20 protein-coding genes are annotated in these 21,979 nt (G+C 72.1%); 7 read left to right on the top strand and 13 right to left on the bottom strand.

Annotated elements, in window-relative coordinates:
- Positions 1-13: 13 nt before the first annotated feature.
- The 6 genes from KV394_RS16660 to KV394_RS16635 are packed head-to-tail and all read right to left on the bottom strand — an operon-like array spanning position 14 to position 5,507.
- Positions 14-1,171, bottom strand: coding sequence for a mannitol-1-phosphate 5-dehydrogenase (locus KV394_RS16660; RefSeq protein WP_136035780.1), 1,158 nt, complete (start codon positions 1,169-1,171; stop codon positions 14-16).
- Entirely contained in the window at positions 1,168-1,602 is a 435-nt protein-coding gene (locus KV394_RS16655) for a PTS sugar transporter subunit IIA (protein ID WP_136030348.1), read from the bottom strand. The genes KV394_RS16660 and KV394_RS16655 overlap by 4 nt, the downstream gene beginning before the upstream one ends.
- A complete protein-coding gene (locus KV394_RS16650; RefSeq protein WP_136030346.1) occupies positions 1,599-3,233 on the bottom strand; it encodes a PTS mannitol transporter subunit IICB in 1,635 nt (544 codons plus the stop codon). The genes KV394_RS16655 and KV394_RS16650 overlap by 4 nt, the downstream gene beginning before the upstream one ends.
- The gene (ptsP, locus tag KV394_RS16645; RefSeq protein ID WP_247981936.1) at positions 3,230-4,915 is read right to left on the bottom strand and encodes a phosphoenolpyruvate--protein phosphotransferase; all 1,686 of its coding nucleotides are present in this window, start codon (positions 4,913-4,915) and stop codon (positions 3,230-3,232) included. Before ptsP ends, KV394_RS16650 begins: the two co-directional genes overlap by 4 nt.
- Positions 4,912-5,193 (bottom strand): HPr family phosphocarrier protein, encoded by a 282-nt coding sequence (locus KV394_RS16640; protein ID WP_136030342.1) that lies wholly within the window; start codon positions 5,191-5,193, stop codon positions 4,912-4,914. Before KV394_RS16640 ends, ptsP begins: the two co-directional genes overlap by 4 nt.
- Entirely contained in the window at positions 5,190-5,507 is a 318-nt protein-coding gene (locus tag KV394_RS16635; RefSeq protein ID WP_136030339.1) for a PTS sugar transporter subunit IIB, read from the bottom strand. Before KV394_RS16635 ends, KV394_RS16640 begins: the two co-directional genes overlap by 4 nt.
- Before the next feature lie 166 nt (positions 5,508-5,673).
- On the opposite strand from KV394_RS16635, the gene KV394_RS16630 reads away from it, so the two are divergent.
- Positions 5,674-7,596: a BglG family transcription antiterminator gene (locus KV394_RS16630; RefSeq protein WP_206253138.1), complete on the top strand. Its 1,923-nt coding sequence runs from the start codon at positions 5,674-5,676 to the stop codon at positions 7,594-7,596.
- Positions 7,597-7,598: 2 nt separating this feature from the next.
- Here the strand turns inward: KV394_RS16630 and KV394_RS16625 are convergent, their stop codons facing one another.
- Genes KV394_RS16625 through KV394_RS16615 form a run of 3 tightly spaced genes read right to left on the bottom strand, consistent with a single transcriptional unit; the run spans position 7,599 to position 10,365 of the window.
- Positions 7,599-7,862: an HPr family phosphocarrier protein gene (locus KV394_RS16625; RefSeq protein ID WP_136030335.1), complete on the bottom strand. Its 264-nt coding sequence runs from the start codon at positions 7,860-7,862 to the stop codon at positions 7,599-7,601.
- A gap of 2 nt (positions 7,863-7,864) precedes the next feature.
- Positions 7,865-9,535, bottom strand: a complete 1,671-nt coding sequence (locus tag KV394_RS16620) for a phospho-sugar mutase (protein ID WP_247981935.1) — start codon at positions 9,533-9,535, stop codon at positions 7,865-7,867.
- The gene (locus KV394_RS16615; RefSeq protein ID WP_136045840.1) at positions 9,532-10,365 is read right to left on the bottom strand and encodes a purine-nucleoside phosphorylase; all 834 of its coding nucleotides are present in this window, start codon (positions 10,363-10,365) and stop codon (positions 9,532-9,534) included. The genes KV394_RS16620 and KV394_RS16615 overlap by 4 nt, the downstream gene beginning before the upstream one ends.
- A 48-nt stretch (positions 10,366-10,413) precedes the next feature.
- Here KV394_RS16615 and KV394_RS16610 point away from each other — a divergent pair, with 48 nt between their 5' ends.
- Positions 10,414-11,862: an NAD(P)H-quinone dehydrogenase gene (locus tag KV394_RS16610; RefSeq protein ID WP_136030329.1), complete on the top strand. Its 1,449-nt coding sequence runs from the start codon at positions 10,414-10,416 to the stop codon at positions 11,860-11,862.
- 73 nt (positions 11,863-11,935) lie between these two features.
- Here KV394_RS16610 and KV394_RS16605 read toward each other — a convergent pair whose 3' ends face one another.
- Both KV394_RS16605 and KV394_RS16600 read right to left on the bottom strand, forming a co-directional pair.
- Positions 11,936-13,702: an acetyl/propionyl/methylcrotonyl-CoA carboxylase subunit alpha gene (locus KV394_RS16605; protein ID WP_136030327.1), complete on the bottom strand. Its 1,767-nt coding sequence runs from the start codon at positions 13,700-13,702 to the stop codon at positions 11,936-11,938.
- 78 nt (positions 13,703-13,780) lie between these two features.
- Positions 13,781-14,416: a Maf family protein gene (locus KV394_RS16600; RefSeq protein WP_241115746.1), complete on the bottom strand. Its 636-nt coding sequence runs from the start codon at positions 14,414-14,416 to the stop codon at positions 13,781-13,783.
- 23 nt (positions 14,417-14,439) lie between these two features.
- Here KV394_RS16600 and KV394_RS16595 point away from each other — a divergent pair, with 23 nt between their 5' ends.
- The 5 genes from KV394_RS16595 (at position 14,440) to KV394_RS16575 (ending at position 20,069) form a co-directional block, all read left to right on the top strand.
- Positions 14,440-15,678, top strand: coding sequence for a class I SAM-dependent RNA methyltransferase (locus KV394_RS16595; RefSeq protein ID WP_247981934.1), 1,239 nt, complete (start codon positions 14,440-14,442; stop codon positions 15,676-15,678).
- A 41-nt stretch (positions 15,679-15,719) separates the two neighbouring features.
- Positions 15,720-16,379 carry a response regulator transcription factor gene (locus KV394_RS16590; protein WP_247981933.1) on the top strand — a complete coding sequence of 220 codons (660 nt, stop codon included), beginning with the start codon at positions 15,720-15,722 and terminating at the stop codon, positions 16,377-16,379.
- Positions 16,369-17,604 (top strand): sensor histidine kinase, encoded by a 1,236-nt coding sequence (locus KV394_RS16585; protein ID WP_136036327.1) that lies wholly within the window; start codon positions 16,369-16,371, stop codon positions 17,602-17,604. Before KV394_RS16590 ends, KV394_RS16585 begins: the two co-directional genes overlap by 11 nt.
- Positions 17,589-18,620 carry a DUF962 domain-containing protein gene (locus tag KV394_RS16580; RefSeq protein WP_247981932.1) on the top strand — a complete coding sequence of 344 codons (1,032 nt, stop codon included), beginning with the start codon at positions 17,589-17,591 and terminating at the stop codon, positions 18,618-18,620. The genes KV394_RS16585 and KV394_RS16580 overlap by 16 nt, the downstream gene beginning before the upstream one ends.
- Positions 18,621-18,836: 216 nt before the next feature.
- Positions 18,837-20,069, top strand: a complete 1,233-nt coding sequence (locus KV394_RS16575) for an ROK family transcriptional regulator (protein ID WP_247981931.1) — start codon at positions 18,837-18,839, stop codon at positions 20,067-20,069.
- A gap of 21 nt (positions 20,070-20,090) precedes the next feature.
- On the opposite strand, the gene KV394_RS16570 is transcribed toward KV394_RS16575, so the two are convergent.
- Both KV394_RS16570 and KV394_RS16565 read right to left on the bottom strand, forming a co-directional pair.
- Positions 20,091-20,339, bottom strand: a complete 249-nt coding sequence (locus tag KV394_RS16570) for an acyl-CoA carboxylase subunit epsilon (protein ID WP_206253146.1) — start codon at positions 20,337-20,339, stop codon at positions 20,091-20,093.
- The gene (locus KV394_RS16565; protein ID WP_206253148.1) at positions 20,336-21,925 is read right to left on the bottom strand and encodes an acyl-CoA carboxylase subunit beta; all 1,590 of its coding nucleotides are present in this window, start codon (positions 21,923-21,925) and stop codon (positions 20,336-20,338) included. Before KV394_RS16565 ends, KV394_RS16570 begins: the two co-directional genes overlap by 4 nt.
- Between the last annotated feature and the right edge of the window lie 54 nt (positions 21,926-21,979).

The following is a 21,979-nucleotide window of genomic DNA, read 5'->3' as shown; positions in this document are numbered from 1 at the left end:
TCGCGGCGGCGGATCAGGTGTCGCGCAGGACGGCCTGCCGGGCGGCGACGGCCTCGCGCACCGCGTCGTACAGCGGGTGTTCGGGGTCGAGTCCGGTGGCGCGGGTCGTGAACGCTCCGGCGTCCTCGCTGCGCAGGAGCGCCTGGAGCTCGACGGACTGCTCATCCGCGGGGTCGTCGAACTCGAGAGCGGCGGCGACGGCGGCCACCAGCGCCCCGGTCGGCAGCCCGCGCTCCGCGGCCATCGCGGCGGGGCCGATGAAACGCTCGTGGCGGGAGATCTTGCGCAGCGGCTGCCGCCCCACGCGCTGCACCGTGTCGACCAGTTCCGGGTTGCGGAACCGGTCGAGGATCGTGGCGCGGTACGCGGCGAGCTCGGCCGGATCGAGACCGTGCACCGCCGCGAGCACGGCCGATGTCTCCTGCAGGGCCGCGGACACCCGGGCGGCGATGTCGGGGTCGGCCAGCGCGTCCGAGATGCGCTCGATGCCCGCGCGAGCGCCGAAGTACGCGGTCGCGGCGTGTCCCGTGTTCACCGTGAACAGCTTGCGCTCGATGTACGGCGCGAGGTCCGCGACGAAGTGCGCCCCCGGGATGTGCGGCGGCGCGTCCCCGAACGGCCCCGACTCGATGGCCCACTCCACGTACGGCTCCACCGTGACGTCGACGCCCGCGCCCTCGGGCTGCGCGGGCACGATGCGGTCCACCGCGGTGTTCGCGAACACCGCGCGCGACAGCAGGGCCTCGGCGTCTGCCCCGGCGGCCGCGGCGACCTCGGCGCGCAGCTGGTCGGTGGCGCCGATCGCGTTCTCGCACGCCATGACCTGCAGCGGCGCGGCCGAGGGGGAGCGGAGCGCGAGCCCCGCGACGATCGACGGCGCCACGAAGCGCAGCACCGTCGGTCCCACGGCCGTGGTGACGACGTCCGCGGTCGCCACCTCCTCCGCGACGGCATCGGGGTCGGTGCGGCTGTTCACCGCGCGGAACCCGGTGACGACGTGATCGGTCCCCCCGGGGCCGGCCTCGTGCACGGTGTACTCGTCGACCGCGTTGATGGCGTCGACGAGAGCCCCGGCGACATCCGAGAACACGACCTCGTACCCGCCCTCGTGCAGCAGCAGGCCGACGAATCCGCGCCCGATGTTGCCGGCCCCGAAGTGGACCGCCTTCATGCCTCGTTCACCTCCGACAGGAGCGTGTAGAGCTCCTCCGGGGTCTGCGCCGCGGCGAGCTTCGCGACGTCGTCCTCGTCCGAGAACAGGATCGCGATGCGCGACAGGATCTCCAGGTGCTCGTCCCCGACACCGGCGATGCCGATGACGAAGGTCGCCTGCTCGCCGTCCCAGTCGACGCCGCCGTCGTAGCGCACGACCGAGAGGGCCGAGGCCAGGATGGCGTCCTTCGCGTCGTTGGTGCCGTGCGGGATCGCGAGCCCGTTGCCCATGTAGGTCGACACGGTCTGCTCGCGCTGCCGCATCGCGTCGACGTAGGCGGGGGTGACCGCTCCGGCGGCGACGAGGATGTCCGTCGCCTCCTGGAGGGCGTCGTCCCGCGTCGCACCCGACGGGTGGATCCGGATCTGCTCGAGGGTGAGCACGCTCATTCTTCGTCCTTTCGCTGTTCCCTGACCATCTCGACGACCTCTTCGTACTTCGGCGAGTTCATGAAGTTGTCGACGGAGACATGGATGGAGTTCGGCGACTTCGTCTGCGCCCGCTCCGTGAGCTGCTGCTGCGTGATCACCAGGTCGGCGGTGCCGTCGAGGTTCGCGATCGCCGCGTTGGTCACGGTGACGCCCTCGATCCCGGCCTTCTTGATCTTGTTGCGGAGCACGCTGGCACCCATGGCCGAGGAGCCCATGCCGGCGTCGCACGCGAACACGATCGTGGAGATCGGCCGGTCGGCGACCGCGGTCGCGGGCGCCTCGGTCGCGGCGGTGGCTGTCGCAGCGCCCGACGAGGTGCGCAGCGCGTCCATCGCAGCGGACGACTTGCCCTTGTTCGCCTCGGTCTGCGCGATCGCCGCACCGAACGTGTCGCCCTCCGCCGCGAGGTCGCGCTTGCGCGAGGCCCGCAGGATCACGGCGGTGAGCAGGAACGTGACGGCCGCGGCGAGGATGACGGACAGGTAGACCACGAGCAGGTTCGCGACGCCGGGGCCGATCGCCGCGGCGGTCACCGCGATGATGCTGCCGGGCGCCGCGGGGAAGGCGAGCCCGCCGCCGAGGAGCATATTGGTCGTGACACCGGTCGCTCCACCCGCGATGAGCGCGAGGATCGTCGCCGGCTTGCTCAGCGCGTACGGGAAGTAGATCTCGTGGATGCCGCCGAAGAACTGGATGATCGCGGCACCGGGCGCGGACGCCCGCGCGGCGCCGACCCCGAAGAAGCTGAACGCCAGCAGCAGGCCGATGCCGGGACCGGGGTTCGCCTCGATGAGGAACAGGATCGACTTGCCGGTCTCGGTCGCCTGCTCGATGCCGAGCGGGGTGAACACGCCGTGGTTGATGGCGTTGTTGAGGAACAGCACCTTCGCGGGCTCGACGATGATCGACACCAGCGGCAGCAGGTTCAGCCCGACGAGCCAGTCGACGGCGGCCCCCAGCGCGGTGCTGATGCCGAGCATGACCGGTCCGAACGCGAAGAAGCCGACGATCGCGAGGATCATGCCGAGGATGCCCGCCGAGAAGTTGTTCACGAGCATCTCGAACCCGGGGCGGATCTTGCCGTCCCACAGGCGATCCATCTGCTTCGTGAGCCATGCGGCGATCGGTCCCATGATCATGGCGCCGAGGAACATCGGGATGTTCGTGCCGACGATCACGCCGACCGTGGCGATCGTGGCCACGACGCCACCGCGCTCGCCGTAGACCAGGCGGCCCGCGGTGTTGGCGATCAGCAGCGGCAGCAGGTACGTGACCATCGGGCCGACCAGCCCGACGTACGCCAGGATGTTGCCGCCGTCACCCTCGGCCACGGCGGTCATGGCACCCTGCCAGCCGATCACGGCCGAGTCGCCGCCGCCGCCGATGATCTCGGCGACCCCGGCCCAGTGCCAGCCGAACGGGCTGTCCGCGCCGAAGAAGCCGGCGGGGATGAAGAGCATCGTGATGAAGCCCCAGGCGATGAAGGCCGCGATGTTCGGCATGATCATGCCCGAGAGGAAGGTGCCGAAGCGCTGGACACCCAGGCGGAGGCCGCCGGGTCTCGTGGCGGCAGGTGACGTCGTCGTCATGATGTCGTCTCTTTCTGGTGAGGGGGGAGTGCCGCGGCGAGGGTCGCCACGGCGGTTCGGGCGGAGGAGGCGTCGTCGGCGTCCAGCGCGGCTTCCGCCAGGCTGAGCGCGTCGGACGCGGTGCGTTCGGAGAGGGCGCGGCGCACGTCGGCCAACGCGGACGGCGCCATCGAGAGACTGGTCGCCCCGAGACCCACGAGCACGACCGCGAGGAGGGGGTCGGCCGCGGCCTCCCCGCAGATGCCAACGGGCTTGCCGAGACGGGCACCGGCCGCGCCGACCTCGCGCACCAGGCGGAGCACCGCGGGGTGCCACGGGTCCTGGAACGACGCGACCGAGCCGAGCAGGCGGTCGGCCGCCATCGTGTACTGCGTCAGGTCGTTGGTGCCGATCGAGGCGAAGTCCGCGTGGGCGAGCACCCGGTCGGCGAGCAGGGCGCTGGACGGGACCTCGACCATGACCCCGGCGGTCTTCAGCCCGTACTCGCGTGCGAGTCCCGTGAAGTACACGGTCTCCTCGACCGTCGCGACCATGGGCGCCATGACCCACAGGTCGGCGTCGGTCTCGGCGTCGGCTTCCGCGAGCGCCGTGAGCTGCTCGCGCAGGATGTCCTCGCTCGCGCGCAGCGCCCGGAGGCCGCGGAGCCCCAGGGCCGGGTTCTCCTCGTGCGCGTCGTTGAGGAAGGCCAGGGGCTTGTCGGCGCCCGCGTCGAGCATGCGCACCACGACCTTCCGGCCGGGGAACGCCGCCAGGAGCTCGCGGTACGACTCGCGCTGCTGCGCCACCGTCGGGGCCTGGGACGCCGAGAGGAACAGGAACTCGGTGCGGAACAGCCCGACGCCCTCGGCCCCCCGAGCGACCGCATCGGCGGCGTCCGCAGGCTTCCCCAGGTTCGCCAGCAGCGCGATGGGCGTGCCGTCGGCGAGGGCGCCGGGAGTGGCTGGTGAATCGACGGCCGAGCGTCGGGCCGCGGCGCGCTCCGCGGCTCGGGCCAGGGCCTCGGTGCTGGGCTCGCGGGTCACGACCCCGGCAGCGGCGTCGACGATCACGGTCTCGCCCGTGGTGAGGGCGGTGCCCTCGGACGCCCCGACGATCGCGACGATGCCCTTCTCACGGGCGAGGATCGCGGTGTGCGACGTGGGGCCGCCGTCCGTGGTGATGAGCGCGAGCACCTGGTCGAGGTCGAGCAGCGCGGTGTCCGCCGGGGCGAGGTCGCGCGCGACCAGCACGAACGGGTGCCCGGGGTTCGGCACGCCGGGGGCGTCGACCCCGCGCAGGCGGGCGAGCACGCGCTGGGCGATGTCGTCGAGGTCGGCGGCGCGCTCCCCGAGGTAGCCGCCCACGGCCTCCAGCGTCGCGCGGAACCCGGCGAACGCGTCGTGCACGGCCCACTCCGCGGTGGCGCCGCCGTCGATGCGGGCATCCACCTCGTCCTGCAGCGTCGGGTCCTCGGCGATCATGGCCTGCGCCTCGAGCACCTCCTGCGCCGCTCCTCCGGCGGCCTCGCCGCGCGCGGTCAGCTCCCGCGCCACCGTGGCGACGGCCTCGCGGGCTCGCGCGCGCTCGGCATCGGCGCCCGCGGTGCTGGGCGAGTCGTCCGGCGCCGGCAGCGCCTCGGTCATCCGGACGACCGGTCCCTGGGCGACGCCGAGGCCGATTCCCACCCCGCGCAGCTCGCTCATCCGGCCGCGTCCTGATCGTGATCGGTGGTCAGCAGCTCGGTGAGCGTGTCCAGCACGTCCTCCGCGCCGTCGCCCTCGGCCGTGAGCGTGACGTAGTCGCCGTGCTCGACCGCGAGCGCGATGACGCCGAGGATGCTGGCGGCGTTGACCGGCTTGCCGGAGTCCTTCGCGATGGTCACGGCGAGACCGGAATCCTTGGCCGCCTGCGCGAAGATCTTCGCGGGGCGGGCGTGCAGGCCGTGCGAGGAGCCGATCCGGACGGTGCGAGTGGCGGTCATGGTGTTCCTTTCGGTGTCTCGCCGGCGTCGGCGAGGATCGAGCGGGCGAGCCGGAGGGTGCGGCTGCCGTCGCGGTCGGCGAAGACGTCGTCGGGCAGCAGCGCCACCGGGCCGTCGGCGACGCGGCGGATGTCGGCGAGCCGGTCGCCGAGGTGCGGGCCGATGAGCACGAGGTCGTGGCGCCCTGCGGCGACGGAGCTCTCCGTTCCGGCCGCCGCATCCCAGTCCAGGCCGACGGACTCCGCCGCCCTGCGCAACCGCTGCGCGACGAACGTGCTCGACGCGCCAGCGCCGCACACCACGAGGATCCTCATCGATGCCGCCTTTCCTGAGAACAGTCTGAGAACGCGGAGCGGGGTCGCGCCAACACGTTCCTTTCCGCCCCTGCGGAACCTCGGTTTCCGCGCGCCCCGCCCGTCGGGCTGACATCATGGAGACACGTCGAGACAGTGCGGTCAGCACGCCAGAGCAGGGGGAGTCATGTCGCGCCAGCGCCAGGATCAGCTCCTCGCGCTGCTGCTGCGGCAGGAAGGCTGGGCGACCGCCGGGAGCCTGGCCGACCTCCTCGGCGTGACCCCGCGGAGCATCCGGTCGTACGTCGCCGCCCTCAACGCCCGCACGCCCGGCGCGGCCGTGGTGGAGTCGGGACCCGCCGGCTATCGCGCGGGGTCGGGCGCCCGTGGCGCGCAACGGGTGCGCCAGGGCCGCGAGGCCACGCCCCGCGACCGGTTGCACGCGCTCGTGCGCATGCTGCTCGACGCGCCGGAGGGCGTCGACGTGTTCGACGCCGCCGACGAGCTGCACGTGAGCGAGGCCACCCTGGAGGCCGACCTCGTGCGCGTGCGCGGTCTGCTCGACGGCACCGACCTCACCCTCGACCGCTCGCGCGAGATCGTGCGGCTGCGTGGCGACGAGGCGGCCCAGCGGCGGCTGCTCAGCCGGCTCGCGCACGACGAGATGGACGACGCGTCCTTCCACCCGGAGGTGTTCCGCCGCGCGCTGTCCGGCACGGCGGTCGATCCGCGGGCGGTCGCGCCCTTCAAGTCGGCCCTGGTGGGGGAGCTCGGACAGCTCGGCTACTACGTCAACGAGCTCGCGATCGCCGACGTGCTGCTGCACATCGCGATCGCCGCGGAGCGGGTGGCCGCCGGGCGGTCACTCGACACGCCGCCGACCGGGGCCAGGCCCGAGATCCCTCGCGTGGGCGCGGTGATCGCGCGTCTCGCCGCCGAGCACTTCGGCGTGATGCTCGGCGAGGGCGACAGCGCCCACCTCGCGTCCCTCGTGCTCACACGCATCGTGGCGCCGGGCGGCGACGAGACCCGCGAGGTCGCGCGCAGCGGAGTGGCGCCGGAGGTCGACGCGGCCGTGCGGGCCGAGATCGCCAGGGCCGCGGACGACTTCCAGGTCGACCTGGTCGACGAGACGTTCGTGCTGCGGCTCGCGCTGCACGTGCAGAACCTGCGGCGACGGGCGGAGGAGAGCGCCCTCACGCGCAACCCGCTCACGCGGTCGCTCAAGACCACGTATCCGATGATCTTCGAGGTGGCGGTGTCGATCGCGAGCGGGCTGCACGACCGCCTCGGCACCCCCGTCCACGACGACGAGATCGCCTACATCGCGATGCACGTCGGCGGGCGTCTCGAGCGCAGCCGCAAGGCCGAGTCGATCCTCACGGCGACGATCGTGTGCCCCGGCTATTACGAGCTGCACGAGCTGCTGCGATCGAGCGTCGACCGCTCCCTCGGCTCCGCGATCGAGGTCACGAGCGTCGTCACGAACGTCGACCCCGACTGGGCGTCGTTCGACACCGACCTGGTGCTCAGCACGATCGAGCCCGGCTCACCCGGTGAGCGGTTCGTGCGCATCCAGCCGTTCCTCACCGACGCCGACGTCGACCGCGTGCAGCAGGCCGCGGCCCGCGTCCGCCGCGGCCGGCGTCTCACGCGGCTGCGGGCCGAGCTGGCGCGCTACTTCCTGCCCGACGCCTACGTCTTCCCGCTGCCCGATGCGGGGGAGGAGGAGATCATCCGGCTCCTCGGCGCGCGGCTGGTGGCGGCCGGACTGATCGGCGACGACTACGTGGAGAACACGATCGTGCGCGAACGCCTGTCGTCCACGGCGTTCACCGACGCGCTCGCCGTGCCGCACGCGCTGCAGATGACGGCCACCCGCACCGCGATCGCGATCGGGGTCGCCGAGGGGTCCGCGGCCTGGGGCGACGCCCGCGTGCAGGTCGTCGCGCTCGCCGCGTTCAGCGAGGGCGACCGCGCGGCCTTCCAGACCGTATTCGAGCAGCTCGTCGAGGTGTTCAGCGAGCGCGACAGCGTGCAGCGCATCGTGCGGCGCGGCACCACGTTCGAGGCGTTCCTCGACGAGCTGGTGGCGGTGATCGACGGCTGAGCTCAGCCCCGTGGTGCGAGCACGTCGGCGAGCCGGTCCAGCAGCGTCTCCGCGGCGGGGGATGCCGCCGTCTCCAGCACGACGGCATCCCCCGGCACGATCGCGAGGTCCATGACCGCCAGCACGCTGCTCAGGTCGACGGTCGTCCCGTCGGCGGTGCGCAGCGTCACCGGGCGGTCGTGCGCCTGCACGAGCCGGACGATCTCGGCGACCGGGCGCGCGTGCACGCCGTTGTGCGCGCTCACGACGACGGTCCGCTCGGGCATGGTCAGGAGCGCTCGTCCAGCAGGGCGCGCACTCCGGCCTCGAGCTCGGCGACGGCCGCAGCCGCTCCCTCCGCCGAGTCGCCCCGCGCATCGATGTACACCTTGAGCTTCGGCTCCGTGCCGCTCGGGCGGACGATGACGCGCGAGCCGTCGCTCAGTCGGTACCGGAGCACGTCGCCCGACGGCTGACCGTCCGCGGCGTTCAGCAGGTCCTCCGCCGAGGCGATGGAGCGCCCGCCGATCTGCGTGGGCGGCAGGGTCCGCAGCGCCAGCATGACGGTGCCGATGAGGGCCAGATCGGCCACGCGCACCGACACCTGGGCGCTCGCGAAGTGCCCGTAGGTGTCGCCGAGCTCGCGGAGCAGGTCCGCGATGGTCGCGCCGCGCCCGCGCGCCTCCGCGGCGAGCCCGAGCAGCGCCACGGCGGCGGAGATGCCGTCCTTGTCCCGCACGGTCTCGGGGTTCACGAGGTAGCCGAGCGCCTCCTCGAAACCGAACACGATGCCCGGGGCCCGCGAGATCCACTTGAAGCCGGTGAGCGTCTCGTGGAAGTCGAGGCCGTGGTGCGCGGCGACCGCGCCGAGACCGGGGGAGGAGACCAGCGAGCAGGCCAGCGAGGCTCCGGGCGTGCCGGCGGCCGCACGGGCGGCGCGGGCGCCGAGCAGCAGGCCCACCTCGTTGCCGGTGAGCCGGCGCCAGCCCTCCGGCGCGGTGTCGTCGGGAATCGCCACGGCGAGCCGGTCGGCGTCCGGGTCGTTCGCGAGGATGAGGTCGGCGCGCGTCCGCCGGGCCTTCGCGAACGCGAGGTCCATGGCTCCCGGCTCTTCCGGGTTGGGGAACGACACCGTGCGGAAGGTGGCGTCGGGGCGCAGCTGCTCGTCGACCACGAGCGGCTGCGGGTAGCCCGCGGCCTTCACGATGCGCGACACCGTCTCCCAGCCCACGCCGTGCATGGCCGTGTACACCCACCGCAGCCCGGCCGCGTCGTCCGGAGCCGGGGCCACGGCGGCGGTCGCGGCGATATAGGCCTCGACCACGTCTTCGCGCGCCGTCTCGTACTCCGTGGAGCGCGGCAGCGACCGCACGTCTCCGGCGTCCGCGACCCGCTGGATGTGCGCGGCGATCTCGGCGTCCGCGGGGGCCACGATCTGCGAGCCCTGGTCGGCGCCGCCGAGGTACACCTTGTAGCCGTTGTCGTTCGGCGGGTTGTGGCTCGCCGTCACCATCACGCCGGCGGCGGCGTCGAGGTGGCGTACGGCGAAGGCCAGCACCGGGGTCGGCAGCAGGCGCGGCAGCAGGATCGCGCGCAGTCCCGCCCCGGCGAAGAGCTCGGCAGAGTCCTGCGCGAACACCCGGGAGTTGCGTCGGCCGTCGTAGCCGATCACGACGGTGGGCGTGCCGGCCCCCGCGCGCTCGCGGAGGTACGCGGCGAACCCGGCGGCGGCCTGGGCGACGAGCACCCTGTTCATCCGGTTGCTCCCGGCGCCGAGCTCACCGCGCAGTCCGGCCGTGCCGAACGCGAGCCGACGGCCGAAGCGGTCGTCCAGGTCGGCGACGGCCGCGGCGTCTCCCGCGGCGGCCCTGGTCACGACGCCGGCGAGTTCGTCCCTGGTCTGCGGGTCGGGGTCCTGCCGCAGCCAGGCGCGGGCCTGCGCGAGCCGCTCCTCGCTCACAGGGCCTCGACCACCCTCGCCAGCAGCGCGGAGATCACCGGCTCCGCCTCCCGCCCGGCCTCGATCACCTCGGCATGGCTGAGCGGCGTCTGCTGGATGCCGGCGGCGAGGTTCGTGATGAGCGAGAACCCGAGGATCTCCATGCCCGCCTCGCGCGCCGCGATGGCCTCCAGCGCGGTGGACATGCCGACGATGTGCCCGCCGATCGCCTTCGCCATCTGCACCTCGGCCGGGGTCTCGTAGTGCGGACCGCGGAACTGCGTGTAGACGCCCTCGTCCAGGCCGGGGTCGATGCTCCGAGCGACGTCGCGCAGACGCTTCGCGTACAGGTCGGTGAGGTCGATGAACGTCGCCCCCTCGAGCGGCGAGTCGGCGGTCAGGTTGATGTGGTCGCTGATCAGCACCGGCTGGCCGGGCTTCCAGGTCTCGCGGATGCCGCCGGCACCGTTGGTGAGCACCATGATCTTCGCCCCCGTCGCAGCGGCCGTTCGCACGCTGTGCACCACGCGACGCACGCCGTGGTTCTCGTAGTAGTGGGTGCGCGCGCCGATCACCAGCACGTTCTTCCCGCCGGGGGTGCGGATGCTGCGCAGCGTCCCGACGTGTCCCTCGAGGGCGGGCTTGGAGAATCCGGTGACCTCGGTCGCGGGGATCGTGGCGACCGTCTCGCCGATGAGGTCGGCGGCCTTGCCCCAGCCGCTGCCGAGCGTGAGGGCGATGTCGTGCTTCTCGACGCCGGTGAGGCGCGCGATGTCGGAGGCGGCCGCGGCGGCCACCTCGAACGGGTTCGCGGAGGGGTCGTCGAGGGGGTTGCTGTGCGTTTCAGGCATGGATCCACTCTAGGAAGGTGCAGGCTCGGGGGCCAGGATTGGGGAAGAATGGAAAGCATGTCTTCCACCACTTTCGAGCGCACTCAGCGCGTCGCCGTGCTCGGCGGCGGACCCGGCGGTTACGAGGCGGCCCTGGCGGCCGCCCAGCTCGGCGCCGAGGTCACCCTGGTCGAGCGCGTGGGGGTGGGCGGCTCGGCCGTGCTCACCGATGTGGTGCCGTCGAAGAGCCTCATCGCGACCGCCGACGCCGCGGTCGCGATCTCCGAGGCGAGCGATCTCGGCGTGAACTTCTACGCGAAGGGCGAGAACGGCAAGCCGCTCAAGCCCGAGATCGCGATCAACCTCGCCGCGGTCAACAAGCGGCTGGTCGCGCTGGCCGGGCAGCAGTCCGAGGACATGCGCACGACCCTTCTCGACGCGGGCGTGCGCATCCTCTCCGGCCACGGTCGTCTGGAGGGTCCGAACGCGATCGTCGTCTCGACGGGGGAGCGCGGCACCGACTTCGACCGCGTCGAGGCGGACACCATCGTGGTCGCTGTCGGCGCGTCGCCGCGCGAGCTCGACTCCGCCAAGCCCGACGGCAGGCGCATCCTCACGTGGACGCAGCTGTACGACATGAAGGCGCTTCCCGAGCACCTCATCGTGGTCGGCTCCGGAGTCACCGGCGCCGAGTTCGCCTCCGCCTACATGAACCTCGGCGCGAAGGTCACCCTCGTCTCCAGCCGCGAGCAGGTGCTCCCCGGCGAGGATCAGGACGCCGCCCGGGTGCTCGAGAAGGTGTTCAAGCGCGGCGGCATGCAGGTGCTGTCGAAGTCCCGCGCCGAGAAGGTGGAGGTCACGGGCGACGGCGTGACGGTGACGCTGTCCGACGGCCGCACGGTCGAGGGCAGCCATTGCCTCATGGCGGTCGGCTCGATCCCGAACACCGCGGGCATCGGGCTGGAGGAAGCGGGCGTCGAGCTCGATGACTCCGGCCACGTGCGCGTGAACCGGGTGGCCCGCACGTCGGTGCCGAACGTGTACGCGGTGGGCGACTGCACGAACTTCTTCCCCCTGGCCTCGGTGGCCTCGATGCAGGGCCGCACGGCGGTGTTCCATGCCCTCGGCGACATCGTGATCCCGCTCGAGCTCATCAAGATCACGTCGAACATCTTCACCGCCCCGGAGATCGCCACGGTCGGCTACGGGGTGAAGGACGTGGAGGACGGCCTGGCCGACGGCATGGTCTACAAGCTGCCCCTCGCCGCCAACCCGCGCGCGAAGATGATGGGCATCAAGGACGGGTTCGTCAAGCTCATCGCCCGCAAGGGCTCCGGCACCGTGATCGGCGGCGTGATCGTCGCGCCGAAGGCGTCCGAGCTGATCTACCCGATCGCGATCGCCGTCGAACGGCGCCTCACGGTCGACCAGGTCTCGCGCGTGTTCGCGGCGTACCCGTCGCTGTCCAGCAGCATCACCGATGCGAGCCGGGCCATGCACCTGGTGAACATCTCCTGAGTCCCGCTCCTCCGGGCACACAGGAGAGGGCACCCCGCTGCGGCGGGGTGCCCTTTCCTGTGTGTTCCGGGTGTCAGCTGATGGTGAGGAGCTGGTGCCCGGCGGACACCGTGGCCCCGGCGTCGGCGTTGATGTTGCCCACGACGCCGTCCTTGTGCGCCTGCAGCGGCTGCTCCATCTTCATGGCCTCGAGCACGACGACCAGGTCGCCCTTGACGACCTGCTGGCCGTCTTCGACCGCGACCTTCACGACGGTGGCCTGCATGGGCGACTTGACGGCGTCGCCGGAGGCGCCGGCGTTCGCGGTGGTCGTGTGGCTGCGGCGCGACGGCGGCACGACAGCGGGCCGTCCGGACGAGCCGGCGGAGACCGCGACGCGGTCGGGGAGGCTCACCTCGAGGCGCTTGCCCCCGACCTCGACGACCACCGTGTGCCGAGCACCTGCGGCGGCGGGGGACTCCAGTTCGCCGTCCCACGCGGGGATGTCGTTGTCGAACTCGGTCTCGATCCAGCGCGTGTAGACGCCGAAGTCGCCGTCCTCCGCCGTGAAGGCGGCGTCGCGCACCACCTTGCGGTGGAACGGGATGACGGTGGGGAGACCCGCGACCTCGAACTCGTCCAGGGCGCGGCGCGAGCGCTCGAGCGCCTCGGCCCGGTCCTTGCCGGTGACGATGATCTTCGCGAGCAGGGAGTCGAAGGCGCCAGAGACGGAGTCGCCAGCGGTCACGCCGGAGTCGAGGCGGATCCCGGGGCCGCCGAACGTCTTGAACACGTGGATCGGGCCCGGCTGGGGGAGGAAGCCGCGACCCGGGTCCTCGCCGTTGATGCGGAACTCGATCGAGTGGCCCTGCGGCTGGGGGTCGTCGTAGTCGATGGTGCCGCCCGCGGCGATGCGGAACTGCTCGCGCACGAGGTCGATGCCCGTGACCTCCTCCGACACCGGGTGCTCGACCTGGAGGCGCGTGTTGACCTCGAGGAACGAGACCGTGCCGTCGGCGCCGATCAGGAACTCGCACGTCCCCGCGCCCACGTAGCCGACCTCCTTGAGGATGGCCTTCGACGCGGTGTAGAGCTGCTCGTTCTGCTCCGGGGTGAGGAACGGGGCCGGAGCCTCCTCGACGAGCTTCTGGTGACGGCGCTGCAGCGAGCAGTCGCGCGTGGAGATGACGACGACGTTGCCCGCGGCGTCGGCCAGGCACTGGGTCTCGACGTGCCGCGGCTTGTCGAGGTACTTCTCGACGAAGCACTCGCCGCGACCGAAGGCCGCGACCGCCTCGCGCGTGGCCGACTCGAACAGTTCGGCGACCTCGTCGAGCTCACGGGCGACCTTGAGCCCGCGTCCGCCACCGCCGTACGCGGCCTTGATGGCGATGGGCAGGCCGTACTCCTTCGCGAACGCCACGACCTCGTCGGCGCCGGCGACGGGGCCGGGGGTGCCGGGGGCGAGCGGGGCGCCGACCTTCTCGGCGACGTGACGCGCGGTGACCTTGTCGCCGAGGGCCTCGATGGCCTCTGGCGACGGGCCGATCCAGGTGATGCCCGCGTCGATCACGGCTCGTGCGAACTCGGCGTTCTCGGCGAGGAAGCCGTAGCCGGGGTGCACGGCGTCGGCACCGGCGCGGCGGGCGACGGAGAGGATCTTGTCGATCTGGAGGTAGGTCTCGGCGCTGGTCGAGCCGCTCAGCGCGTAGGCCTCGTCGGCGAGACGCACGTGCAGCGCGTCACGGTCCTGGTCGGCGTAGACGGCGACCGAGGCGATCCCGGAGTCGCGTGCGGCACGGATGATGCGGACGGCGATCTCGCCGCGGTTGGCGATGAGCACCTTGGCGATTGCAGGCATGCTTGCCAGCCTAGCGAGTAGCCCCCCGATCCCTTTGACGACTCTCGACAAGAAACAATTGAAAACGTGGAGGGGAGTCTACGACCACAGGTCGGTCCAGCGGACCCCGAGCTCACCCGCCAGGCGGCGCACGGTCGACAGGGACATGCCGACCACGGTGGACGGGTCGCCCTCCACACGGGTGATGAAGGCACCGCCGAGGCTGTCGACCGTGAAGGCACCGGCCACGAGCAGGGGCTCACCCGACGCGACATAGGCGGCGATCTCCGCGTCGTCCAGGTCGTCGGCGAAGGTCACCGCGGCCTCCGCGACGGCGGTCGCCTCCACCGGGGTCGCGCCGGGGGAGACCCGGAAGACGGAGTGCCCGGAGTGCAGCACCCCGGTGGCGCCGCGCATCTCCTGCCAGCGGCGCGTCGCCTCCTCGGGGGTATACGGCTTCCCGTACACGCGTCCGGCGAGCTCGAACATCGAGTCGCCGCCGATCACCAGGCCGTCGAAGTCGCCGTCGGCGCTCAGCCGCTCGGCGACGGCCGCCGCCTTGGCCCTGGCGAGCAGCAGCACCAGGTCGGCGGGTGCGAGCGGGCCCACGCGCTCCTCGGCCGCGGCGGCGAGGGCGTCCTCGTCGACATCCGGCGCGAGGGTGAGCGGCTCGATGCCGGCCTGGCGCAGCAGCATGAGCCGGGCGGGAGACGTGGAGGCAAGGCAGACGCGCATGTGCACCACCGTATCCTCGAAGGATGACTTCCTCCGCAGCCGACGTGCTCGAACTCGACATCACCGGCATCGCCCACGGAGGGACCTTCGTCGCCCGTCACGAGGGTCGTGTGGTGTTCGTCTCCGACGCGATCCCCGGAGAGCGCGTGCGGGCGCGGCTGCTCACCCCCGCGGGTGCTGCGGACGCGGAGACGCGCAGCTTCTGGCGCGCCGAGACGGTCGAGGTGGTCGAGGCCTCCCCGCACCGGCGCCCGCACCTGTGGCCGGAGGCCGACGTGTCGCGCGACCCCGCCGACCGTCCGGGCGGCGCCGACCTGGGCCACATCGAGCTCGGGCAGCAGCGTGTCCTGAAGCGCCAGGTGCTGAGCGAGGCGTTCGACCGCTTCGCCGGCGCCGGGCTGGAGGCGCCGGAGATCGAGGCCGTGGAGTCCGGAGATGGCGCGCGCTGGCGCACCAGGGTGACCCTGCACGTGGACGACCGCGGTGTCGTCGGCCCGTTCGCGGCGCGCAGCCACCGCGTGGTGCCGGTCGGCTCGTACCCGCTTGCGCGGCCGGCGGTCGAGGCCGCCGCTCTCGCGCTCGACGGTGGTGAGCCGGGCCGCATCGAGCTCGTCGAGCCGACCGACGGCGAGGTCCGGGTGCTGCGTCACCCCGAGTCCGAGCGGCGGGCGCCGCGCCGAGGCCGCCGACCCGCGCCCGAGGTCGTGCACGAGCGCGTGGGCGACCGTGTGTTCCAGGTCGACGCCGGCGGCTTCTGGCAGGTGCACCCGCGCGCGGCCTCGGTGCTCGACGCCGCCGTCTACGGGCTGCTCGACGGGCGGGTGGACCCGGGTGCGACGCACTACGACCTGTACGGCGGGGTGGGACTGTTCGCCCGCACGCTGGCGGATCTGGGCGGCACCGACATCGTCACCGTCGAGTCGAGCAGGCGGGCGACCGAGCACGCCAAGGTCAATCTCGCTCCGGTCGAGGTGTCGGCGGTGACCGCCAGGGTCGACCGTTTCCTCTCCGGCGCGTCGAGCCGCGGCCGTACGGGCGCCGTGGTGCTCGACCCGCCGCGCGCCGGTGCGGGTCGCGCGGTCGTCGAGGGTGTGCACGCTCTCGCCCCGGAGGCGGTCGTGTACGTGGCGTGCGACCCCGTGGCGCTCGCCCGCGACCTCGGCACGTTCCGCGAGCTCGGGTGGCGGGTGGGGACGCTGCGCGGCTTCGACCTGTTCCCGCACTCGCATCACTTCGAGGTCGTCGCGCTCCTCACCCGCTGACGGCGCGGCGACCCGCGAGCGGGACTCAGTAGGCTGTGGGCATGAGCACCGTCGCCCTCATCGACGACCACGAGTCCGTCCGCCTCGGTCTCGAGGCCGCGTTCGCCCGCGACGGGCAGACCGTGGTGTTCTCCGGCAGCACGGTGGGGTCGTATCTGACGTGGCGGTCCAGCGCGGTCGTACCGCCCGCCGACGTGGTGGTGCTCGACCTCACCCTCGGTGACGGGACGACCGTCACCGAGAACGTCACCTCGCTCGTGGCAGACGGGGCGAGCGTGGTCATCCACAGCGTCGCCGACCGGCCGGCCGCGGTGCGGGAGGCGCTCGCGGCGGGTGCCGCCGGCGTGGTCAGCAAGTCCTCGTCCCTCGACGACGTGCTCGACGCGATCCGCACGGTCGCCCAGGGCGAGGCGCTGAACAATGTCGAGTGGGCGAGCGCGGTGGATGGCGACCGGGCCTTCGCGGATGCCCAGCTCTCCACGCGAGAGCGCGAGGTCCTGCGGCTGTATGCCACGGGGCTGCCGCTGAAGGCGGTCGCCGAGCGGCTCGGCGTCGCCTACTCCACCGCGAAGGAGAACATCACCCGCATCCGGGTCAAGTACGTCGAGGTCGGGCGGCCCGCCCCCACCAAGGTCGACCTGTTGCGACGGGCGATGGAGGACGGCATCGTGGCCGCCGACGGGGCGCCGAGTGCCCACTGAGCCGCTCAGCGTCCGCGACGCCTGGAGCAAGATCCCGTCACCCGGCAGCGTGGAGAGCGGTTTCGAGCGCTTCACGTCGAAGCGGATGGAGCGGATCCTCGCGATCGTGGTGGCGCTGGGCTCGGCGGTGCTCGGCGTGCAGGCGCTCATCGCCGCGATCGCGACCCTGTCCAGGGCCGATGTGCCGCACATGCTCCTGCTCGTGGTCGTCTTCGTCCCGCTCATCGTCATGCTCGTGGCGTGCCTGGTCGGCCGCGCGGTACGCGTCGCGGCGGGGATCTTCGCGGTGGTCTACGTGGTCGCGCTCGCCGCGTGGCCCGTCGTCGTCGATCCCGCCGACAAGGTCGCCGGCGCACAACCCTGGATCTTCTTCCTGGTGAACGTCGGGGTGGTCGCCGCGATGCTGGCCTTCCCGCTGCGGCTGCAGTTCGCGTGGGCGGTGGGCGTGCCGTTCGTGTACGGCTACGTCCGGCTGGTGCAGGGCGGGTTCTCGCGCGAGTTCTGGGTCACGACCGCGTTCGACGTGTCGTTCACGCTGATCCTGGGCGTGGTCATCGTGTCGCTCGGCTGGATGTTCCGGTCGGTGGCGGGGGGCGTCGACGAGGCGAGGGGCACGGCGGTGGCGTCCTACGCCACTGCGGCCGCCGCGGCCGCCGCGGAGGAGGAGCGGGTGGCGATGTCGGCGCTCATGCACGACAGCGTGCTCGCCGCGCTGATCGCCGCGGAGCGTGCGGACGGGGAGAGGGCACAGGAGCTCGCGGTCGCGATGGCCAGGGAGGCGCTGACGCGGCTGGCCAACACGGAGGCCGCGGTGGCGGAGGAGGGCAGCGACGAACCGGTCGGCACCGCACAGATCGTCGTCGAGCTGCGCCGGGCGCTGTCGGAGCTCGGCGCGGACGCCATCGTCGAGGAGCGCGGAGGCATCGGCCTCATCCCCGGACGTGCCGCCAGAGCACTGGTGCTCGCGGCGCGGCAGGCGATCGGCAACGCGGTGACGCACGCGCACGGACGGGGACTGCACATCGTCGCGGAAGGCCACGGCGACGAGGGGATCGCGGTCACGATCTCCGACCACGGTCCCGGCTTCGACGTCGACGCGATCGGCCCCGATCGGCTGGGCATCCGCGCATCGATCCTCGCGCGCATGGCCGGTGTCGCCGGCACCGCGCAGATCGTGTCGGATGAGGACGGCACGACGGTCACGCTCGGATGGGAGCGCTCGTGAACCGGACGGTGCGCAGTATCGCGACGTCGCTGGCCGTGGGCTTCGCGCTGTACTTCGTCGCGCGCGGTGTCTGGTGGATCGAGCAGCCGACGGCACCGCTGCTCATGGTGCTCGGTATCGGACTGTTCCTCGCGGTGGTCACCGTCGCGATCCTCGGCCATCCCGCGACCGTGCGGATGCCGCTGTGGACGTCGCTGCTCGCGCTGGCGGCGACCGCGGTGATCCCGGTCCTGGTCACCGTGTCCCTCGACCCCGCCGACCGTACGGCACCGTTCGCCACGTGGTACATCGGCGGCCTCGGGTTGCTGGCCGTCGTGTGCGTCGTTCGGCGGCGACCCGTCATCGGGTGGTCGGCCCTGGCGATCCTGGTCGCCACGGCGTCCGCGGCGCTCGGCGTCGGCGTCGCTCTGAACCTGGGCGTGGTCGGCTCGATCATGTGGGTGGTGGTCGCGCAGCTCCTGGTGATGTTCTGGGACAGGGCGGTCAGGGACACGGAGCGGCTCTCCGAGATCCAGCAGGCGGTGTCGGCCTGGCACGCCACGCAGCGCGTGCGGCAGCGGGAGCGGCGGCTGCGCACGCAGTTCGCCCTCGCCGTCGCCGGGCCCGTGCTGAGTCGGGTCGTCGCCACGCGCGGTGCGCTGGACGAGGACGAGCGGCTGGAGGCGCGACTGGCGGAGGGGCGGCTGCGCGACGAGCTGCGCGGGGCGGACCTGCTGAACGACGACGTCCGCGATGCGATCGAGGCCGCCCGTCGACGCGGTGCATCGGTGACGGTGTTCGACGAGGGCGGGCTGGACGGCATCGGTGAGGACCGACGGATCGAGATCCGGGACGAGCTGGCGCAGGTGCTGCGCTCGGCGGGGACCGGTCGCATCATCATCCGCTCCGCCAAAGACCCCCTGGTGGCGGTCACCGTGGTGGGTCGTGCCGGACGGCGCGCGGCGGACGACGACTCGGTCGACCTGTGGCACGAGATCGTGCGCGAGGCGGGCAGCGAGCCCGCACGGCACTCGTGAGGAGAGTGGGCGAGGGGCGGCGATATCGCCTGCCCCTCGCCGTGCGGACAGTTACCCGAAAACCGTCCGCTGGTGGCCGATCAACGTCTGTCTACCCTGGGACAGAGAGACCAGCCGAACGCGAAGCGTCCCCTTCAGTCTGCGGGGTCGTCAACACCTTGTCTGTAGGTATTTTGGGGGACACGCGCAGCGACGCGTGAGGAGGATCATCGAACGATGGGTACACGGCGGGGAACCAACCTTCCGCGGATGGGCGACTTCAACCAGTCGGTCATCCTCGAGGCGGTCCGGCATGCGGTCGATGGGCTGAGCCGTATCGAGCTGGCGCAGGTCACCGGGCTCTCGGCCCAGACCGTGACGAACATCACGCGCCGGCTGCTCGACGAGGGGCTCATCCGGGAAGCCGGTCGGACCATCAGCGGACCGGGCAAGCCGCGGGTCATGCTGCGGCTGGTGGAGGAGAGCAGGTTCGCGGTCGGCGTGCACCTCGATCCGGCGGTGACGACCTTCGTGCTGCTCGACCTCGCCGGGGAGGTCGTGCGGCGGTCGAGCATGGCGACGCCCGCTGAGGCCCCCTCGTTGATCCTGGCCGATCTCGCGGCGCAGATCGAGGAGCTCGTCGAGGGCTCGGGAGTGCCGCGCGAGCGGATCGCGGGGGTGGGCGTGGCTGCTCCGGGACCGCTCGACGCCACCCGGGGCACGGTCATCGATCCTCCCAAGCTGCCCGGCTGGCACCGGGTGGCACTGCAGGACGATCTGGCGGCCGCGATCGGCTTGCCGGTCGTGCTGGAGAAGGACACCACGGCAGCGGCTGTCGGCGAGCTGTGGACGCGGCGCGGGCCGTCCGACGACTCGTTCGTGTTCCTCTATCTCGGTACCGGCCTCGGCGCCGCCGTGGTGCGAGACGGCGAGGCGGTGCGTGGCAGCACCCGCAACCTCGGGGAGATCGGGCACATCGTGGTCGATCCGGAGGGGCCGAGGTGTGCGTGCGGCTCGCGGGGCTGCGTCGACGTGGTGTGCACCCCCGAGGCGATCGTGGAACGGGCGGAGCAGCTCGGGGTTCTCGCCGGAGGTCGGCGCCCCGGGGACAGGGCCGCACTCGACGCGAGCCTCACCGAACTGTGTGTCAGGGCCGTGGCCGGGGAGGCGTCGGCGGGGGCTGTCGTGCAGCGTGCCGCCGAACACCTGGCGACGCTGACGCTCGTGCTCACGGACCTGCTCGACGTGGACCGGGTGGTGTTCGGCGGTCCGTTCTGGAGACGCCTCGCCGACCTGTCGCTGCCGGAGGTCGCCGCGCGGCTCGCGCGGTCCAGCGCGACGCGAGCCGTCCGGGCGCTCCCGGTGCAGAGCACGGTGGTGGGCGACGATGTCGGTGCGGTCGGCGCGGCGTGCGTCGTGCTCGATTCGATGCTCACGCCGCGCACGTCCGACCTGCTGCTGGGCCGGTGAACGTGCCTCCGGCCGAGCCCGTCAGCCTCGGCCGGAGAAGCGGCCCCAGGGGATGTCGCGGCGCAGGGGACGCCGGAGCGGGCGCTGCGTGCGTTCCCACGCGGAGACGCGCGGCTCGTCGACCGTCGCCTCCGCCTGTTCGGTGGCGTAGGCGTCTCCGATCACGGCGATCAGGGCGGCGAGCTCTTCCTCCGTCGCCGTGCCCCGGGTGATCTCGAGCATCGGAGGGGCCGCTGCCGTGCCCTCCGCCGCAGCGTCCTGCGCCGTCACAGCGGGATGTTCCCGTGCTTCTTGGGCGGCAGCTCGGCCCTCTTGCCGCGTAGAGCGCGCAGGGCCTTCGCCACGGACACCCGAGTGTTGGCCGGCTCGATGATGCCGTCGAGCTCACCCCGCTCTGCGGCGAGGAAGGGGGATGCGACGTTGTATGTGTACTCGTTCGCGAGTCGCGTCCGGACGGCCGCCACGTCCTCCCCGGCCTCCTCGGCCTTCTTGATCTCCCCGCGGTACAGGATGTTGACGGCGCCCTGGCCGCCCATGACGGCGATCTCGGCGGTCGGCCAGGCCAGGTTCACGTCGGCACCGAGCTGCTTGGACCCCATGACGATGTAGGCGCCGCCGTACGCCTTGCGCAGGATGACCGTGACGAGCGGGACCGTCGCCTCCGCGTACGCGTACAGCAGCTTGGCGCCGCGGCGGATCACGCCGGTCCACTCCTGATCGGTGCCGGGAAGGTAGCCGGGCACGTCCACGAGCGTCACGATCGGGATGGAGAACGCGTCGCAGAACCGCACGAAGCGACTGGCCTTCTCGCCCGCCTCGATGTTGAGGGTCCCCGCCATCTGCGAGGGCTGGTTGGCGATGATGCCGACGGAACGTCCCTCGATGCGGCCGAAGCCGATCACGATGTTCGGCGCGAAGAGCGGCTGCACCTCGAGGAAGTCGCCGTCGTCGACGACGTGCTCGATGACGGTGTGGATGTCGTACGGCTGGTTGGGGGAGTCGGGGACGATCGTGTTGAGCGTGCGGTCGGCGTCGGTGGTCTCGAACTCGAACGCGCTCTCGTACGAGGGGAGCTCCGCCATGTTGTTGTCGGGCAGGAAGCCGAGGAGCGTGCGCGCGTAGTCGATCGCATCGTCCTCGTCCTCCGCGAGGTAGTGCGCCACGCCCGAACGCGTGTTGTGCGTGTAGGCGCCTCCCAGTTCCTCCATGCCGACGTCCTCGCCGGTCACGGTCTTGATCACGTCGGGACCGGTCACGAACATCTGGCTGGTCTTGTCGACCATGATGACGAAGTCGGTGAGCGCGGGGGAGTACACGGCGCCGCCCGCGGCCGGGCCCATGATGATGGAGATCTGGGGGATCACGCCGGACGCGCGGGTGTTCAGGCGGAAGATCTCGCCGTACTTCCCGAGCGCGACCACGCCCTCCTGGATGCGCGCGCCACCCGAGTCGAGGATGCCGATGCACGGCATGCCTCCGGCGAGGGCGAACTCCATGATCTTGACGATCTTCTCGCCCGCGACCTCGCCCAGCGAGCCGCCGAACGTCGAGAAGTCCTGGGAGTAGACCGCGACGGTGCGCCCGTGGATGGTGCCGACGCCCGTGACCACGGAGTCGCCGTAGGGGCGCGAGCGGTCCATGCCGAAGGCGGTCGTGCGGTGGCGCACGTACTCGTCGAACTCGACGAAGCTCCCGGGGTCGACGAGGAGTTCGATGCGCTCGCGGGCGGTCATCTTGCCCTTCGCGTGCTGCTTCTCCTTCGCCTTCGCCTCGGCGTCGACGACGGCCTCGGTGTAGCGGGCGCGGAGATCCGCGATCTTGCCGGCGGTGGTAAAGAGGTCGGGCTTGTCCGTCACGGATTCCACCCTAGCGTCGCCGTCGTCGCGTCCGTTGGATGCTCGGCACAACGG

It is taken from the genome of Microbacterium sufflavum, assembly GCF_023101165.1.
Classification (GTDB): domain Bacteria; phylum Actinomycetota; class Actinomycetes; order Actinomycetales; family Microbacteriaceae; genus Microbacterium; species Microbacterium sufflavum.
This window is presented reverse-complemented; position numbering and strand designations above follow the sequence as displayed.

Bases quoted from the DNA above. Each gene is read 5' to 3' on its own strand.
- KV394_RS16660 (WP_136035780.1), bottom strand. From the start codon at position 1,171: ATGAAGGCGGTCCACTTCGGGGCCGGCAACATCGGGCGCGGATTCGTC.
- KV394_RS16655 (WP_136030348.1), bottom strand. From the start codon at position 1,602: ATGAGCGTGCTCACCCTCGAGCAGATCCGGATCCACCCGTCGGGTGCG.
- KV394_RS16650 (WP_136030346.1), bottom strand. From the start codon at position 3,233: ATGACGACGACGTCACCTGCCGCCACGAGACCCGGCGGCCTCCGCCTG.
- ptsP (WP_247981936.1), bottom strand. From the start codon at position 4,915: ATGAGCGAGCTGCGCGGGGTGGGAATCGGCCTCGGCGTCGCCCAGGGA.
- KV394_RS16640 (WP_136030342.1), bottom strand. From the start codon at position 5,193: ATGACCGCCACTCGCACCGTCCGGATCGGCTCCTCGCACGGCCTGCAC.
- KV394_RS16635 (WP_136030339.1), bottom strand. From the start codon at position 5,507: ATGAGGATCCTCGTGGTGTGCGGCGCTGGCGCGTCGAGCACGTTCGTC.
- KV394_RS16630 (WP_206253138.1), top strand. From the start codon at position 5,674: ATGTCGCGCCAGCGCCAGGATCAGCTCCTCGCGCTGCTGCTGCGGCAG.
- KV394_RS16625 (WP_136030335.1), bottom strand. From the start codon at position 7,862: ATGCCCGAGCGGACCGTCGTCGTGAGCGCGCACAACGGCGTGCACGCG.
- KV394_RS16615 (WP_136045840.1), bottom strand. From the start codon at position 10,365: ATGCCTGAAACGCACAGCAACCCCCTCGACGACCCCTCCGCGAACCCG.
- KV394_RS16610 (WP_136030329.1), top strand. From the start codon at position 10,414: ATGGAAAGCATGTCTTCCACCACTTTCGAGCGCACTCAGCGCGTCGCC.
- KV394_RS16605 (WP_136030327.1), bottom strand. From the start codon at position 13,702: ATGCCTGCAATCGCCAAGGTGCTCATCGCCAACCGCGGCGAGATCGCC.
- KV394_RS16600 (WP_241115746.1), bottom strand. From the start codon at position 14,416: ATGCGCGTCTGCCTTGCCTCCACGTCTCCCGCCCGGCTCATGCTGCTG.
- KV394_RS16595 (WP_247981934.1), top strand. From the start codon at position 14,440: ATGACTTCCTCCGCAGCCGACGTGCTCGAACTCGACATCACCGGCATC.
- KV394_RS16590 (WP_247981933.1), top strand. From the start codon at position 15,720: ATGAGCACCGTCGCCCTCATCGACGACCACGAGTCCGTCCGCCTCGGT.
- KV394_RS16580 (WP_247981932.1), top strand. From the start codon at position 17,589: ATGGGAGCGCTCGTGAACCGGACGGTGCGCAGTATCGCGACGTCGCTG.
- KV394_RS16575 (WP_247981931.1), top strand. From the start codon at position 18,837: ATGGGTACACGGCGGGGAACCAACCTTCCGCGGATGGGCGACTTCAAC.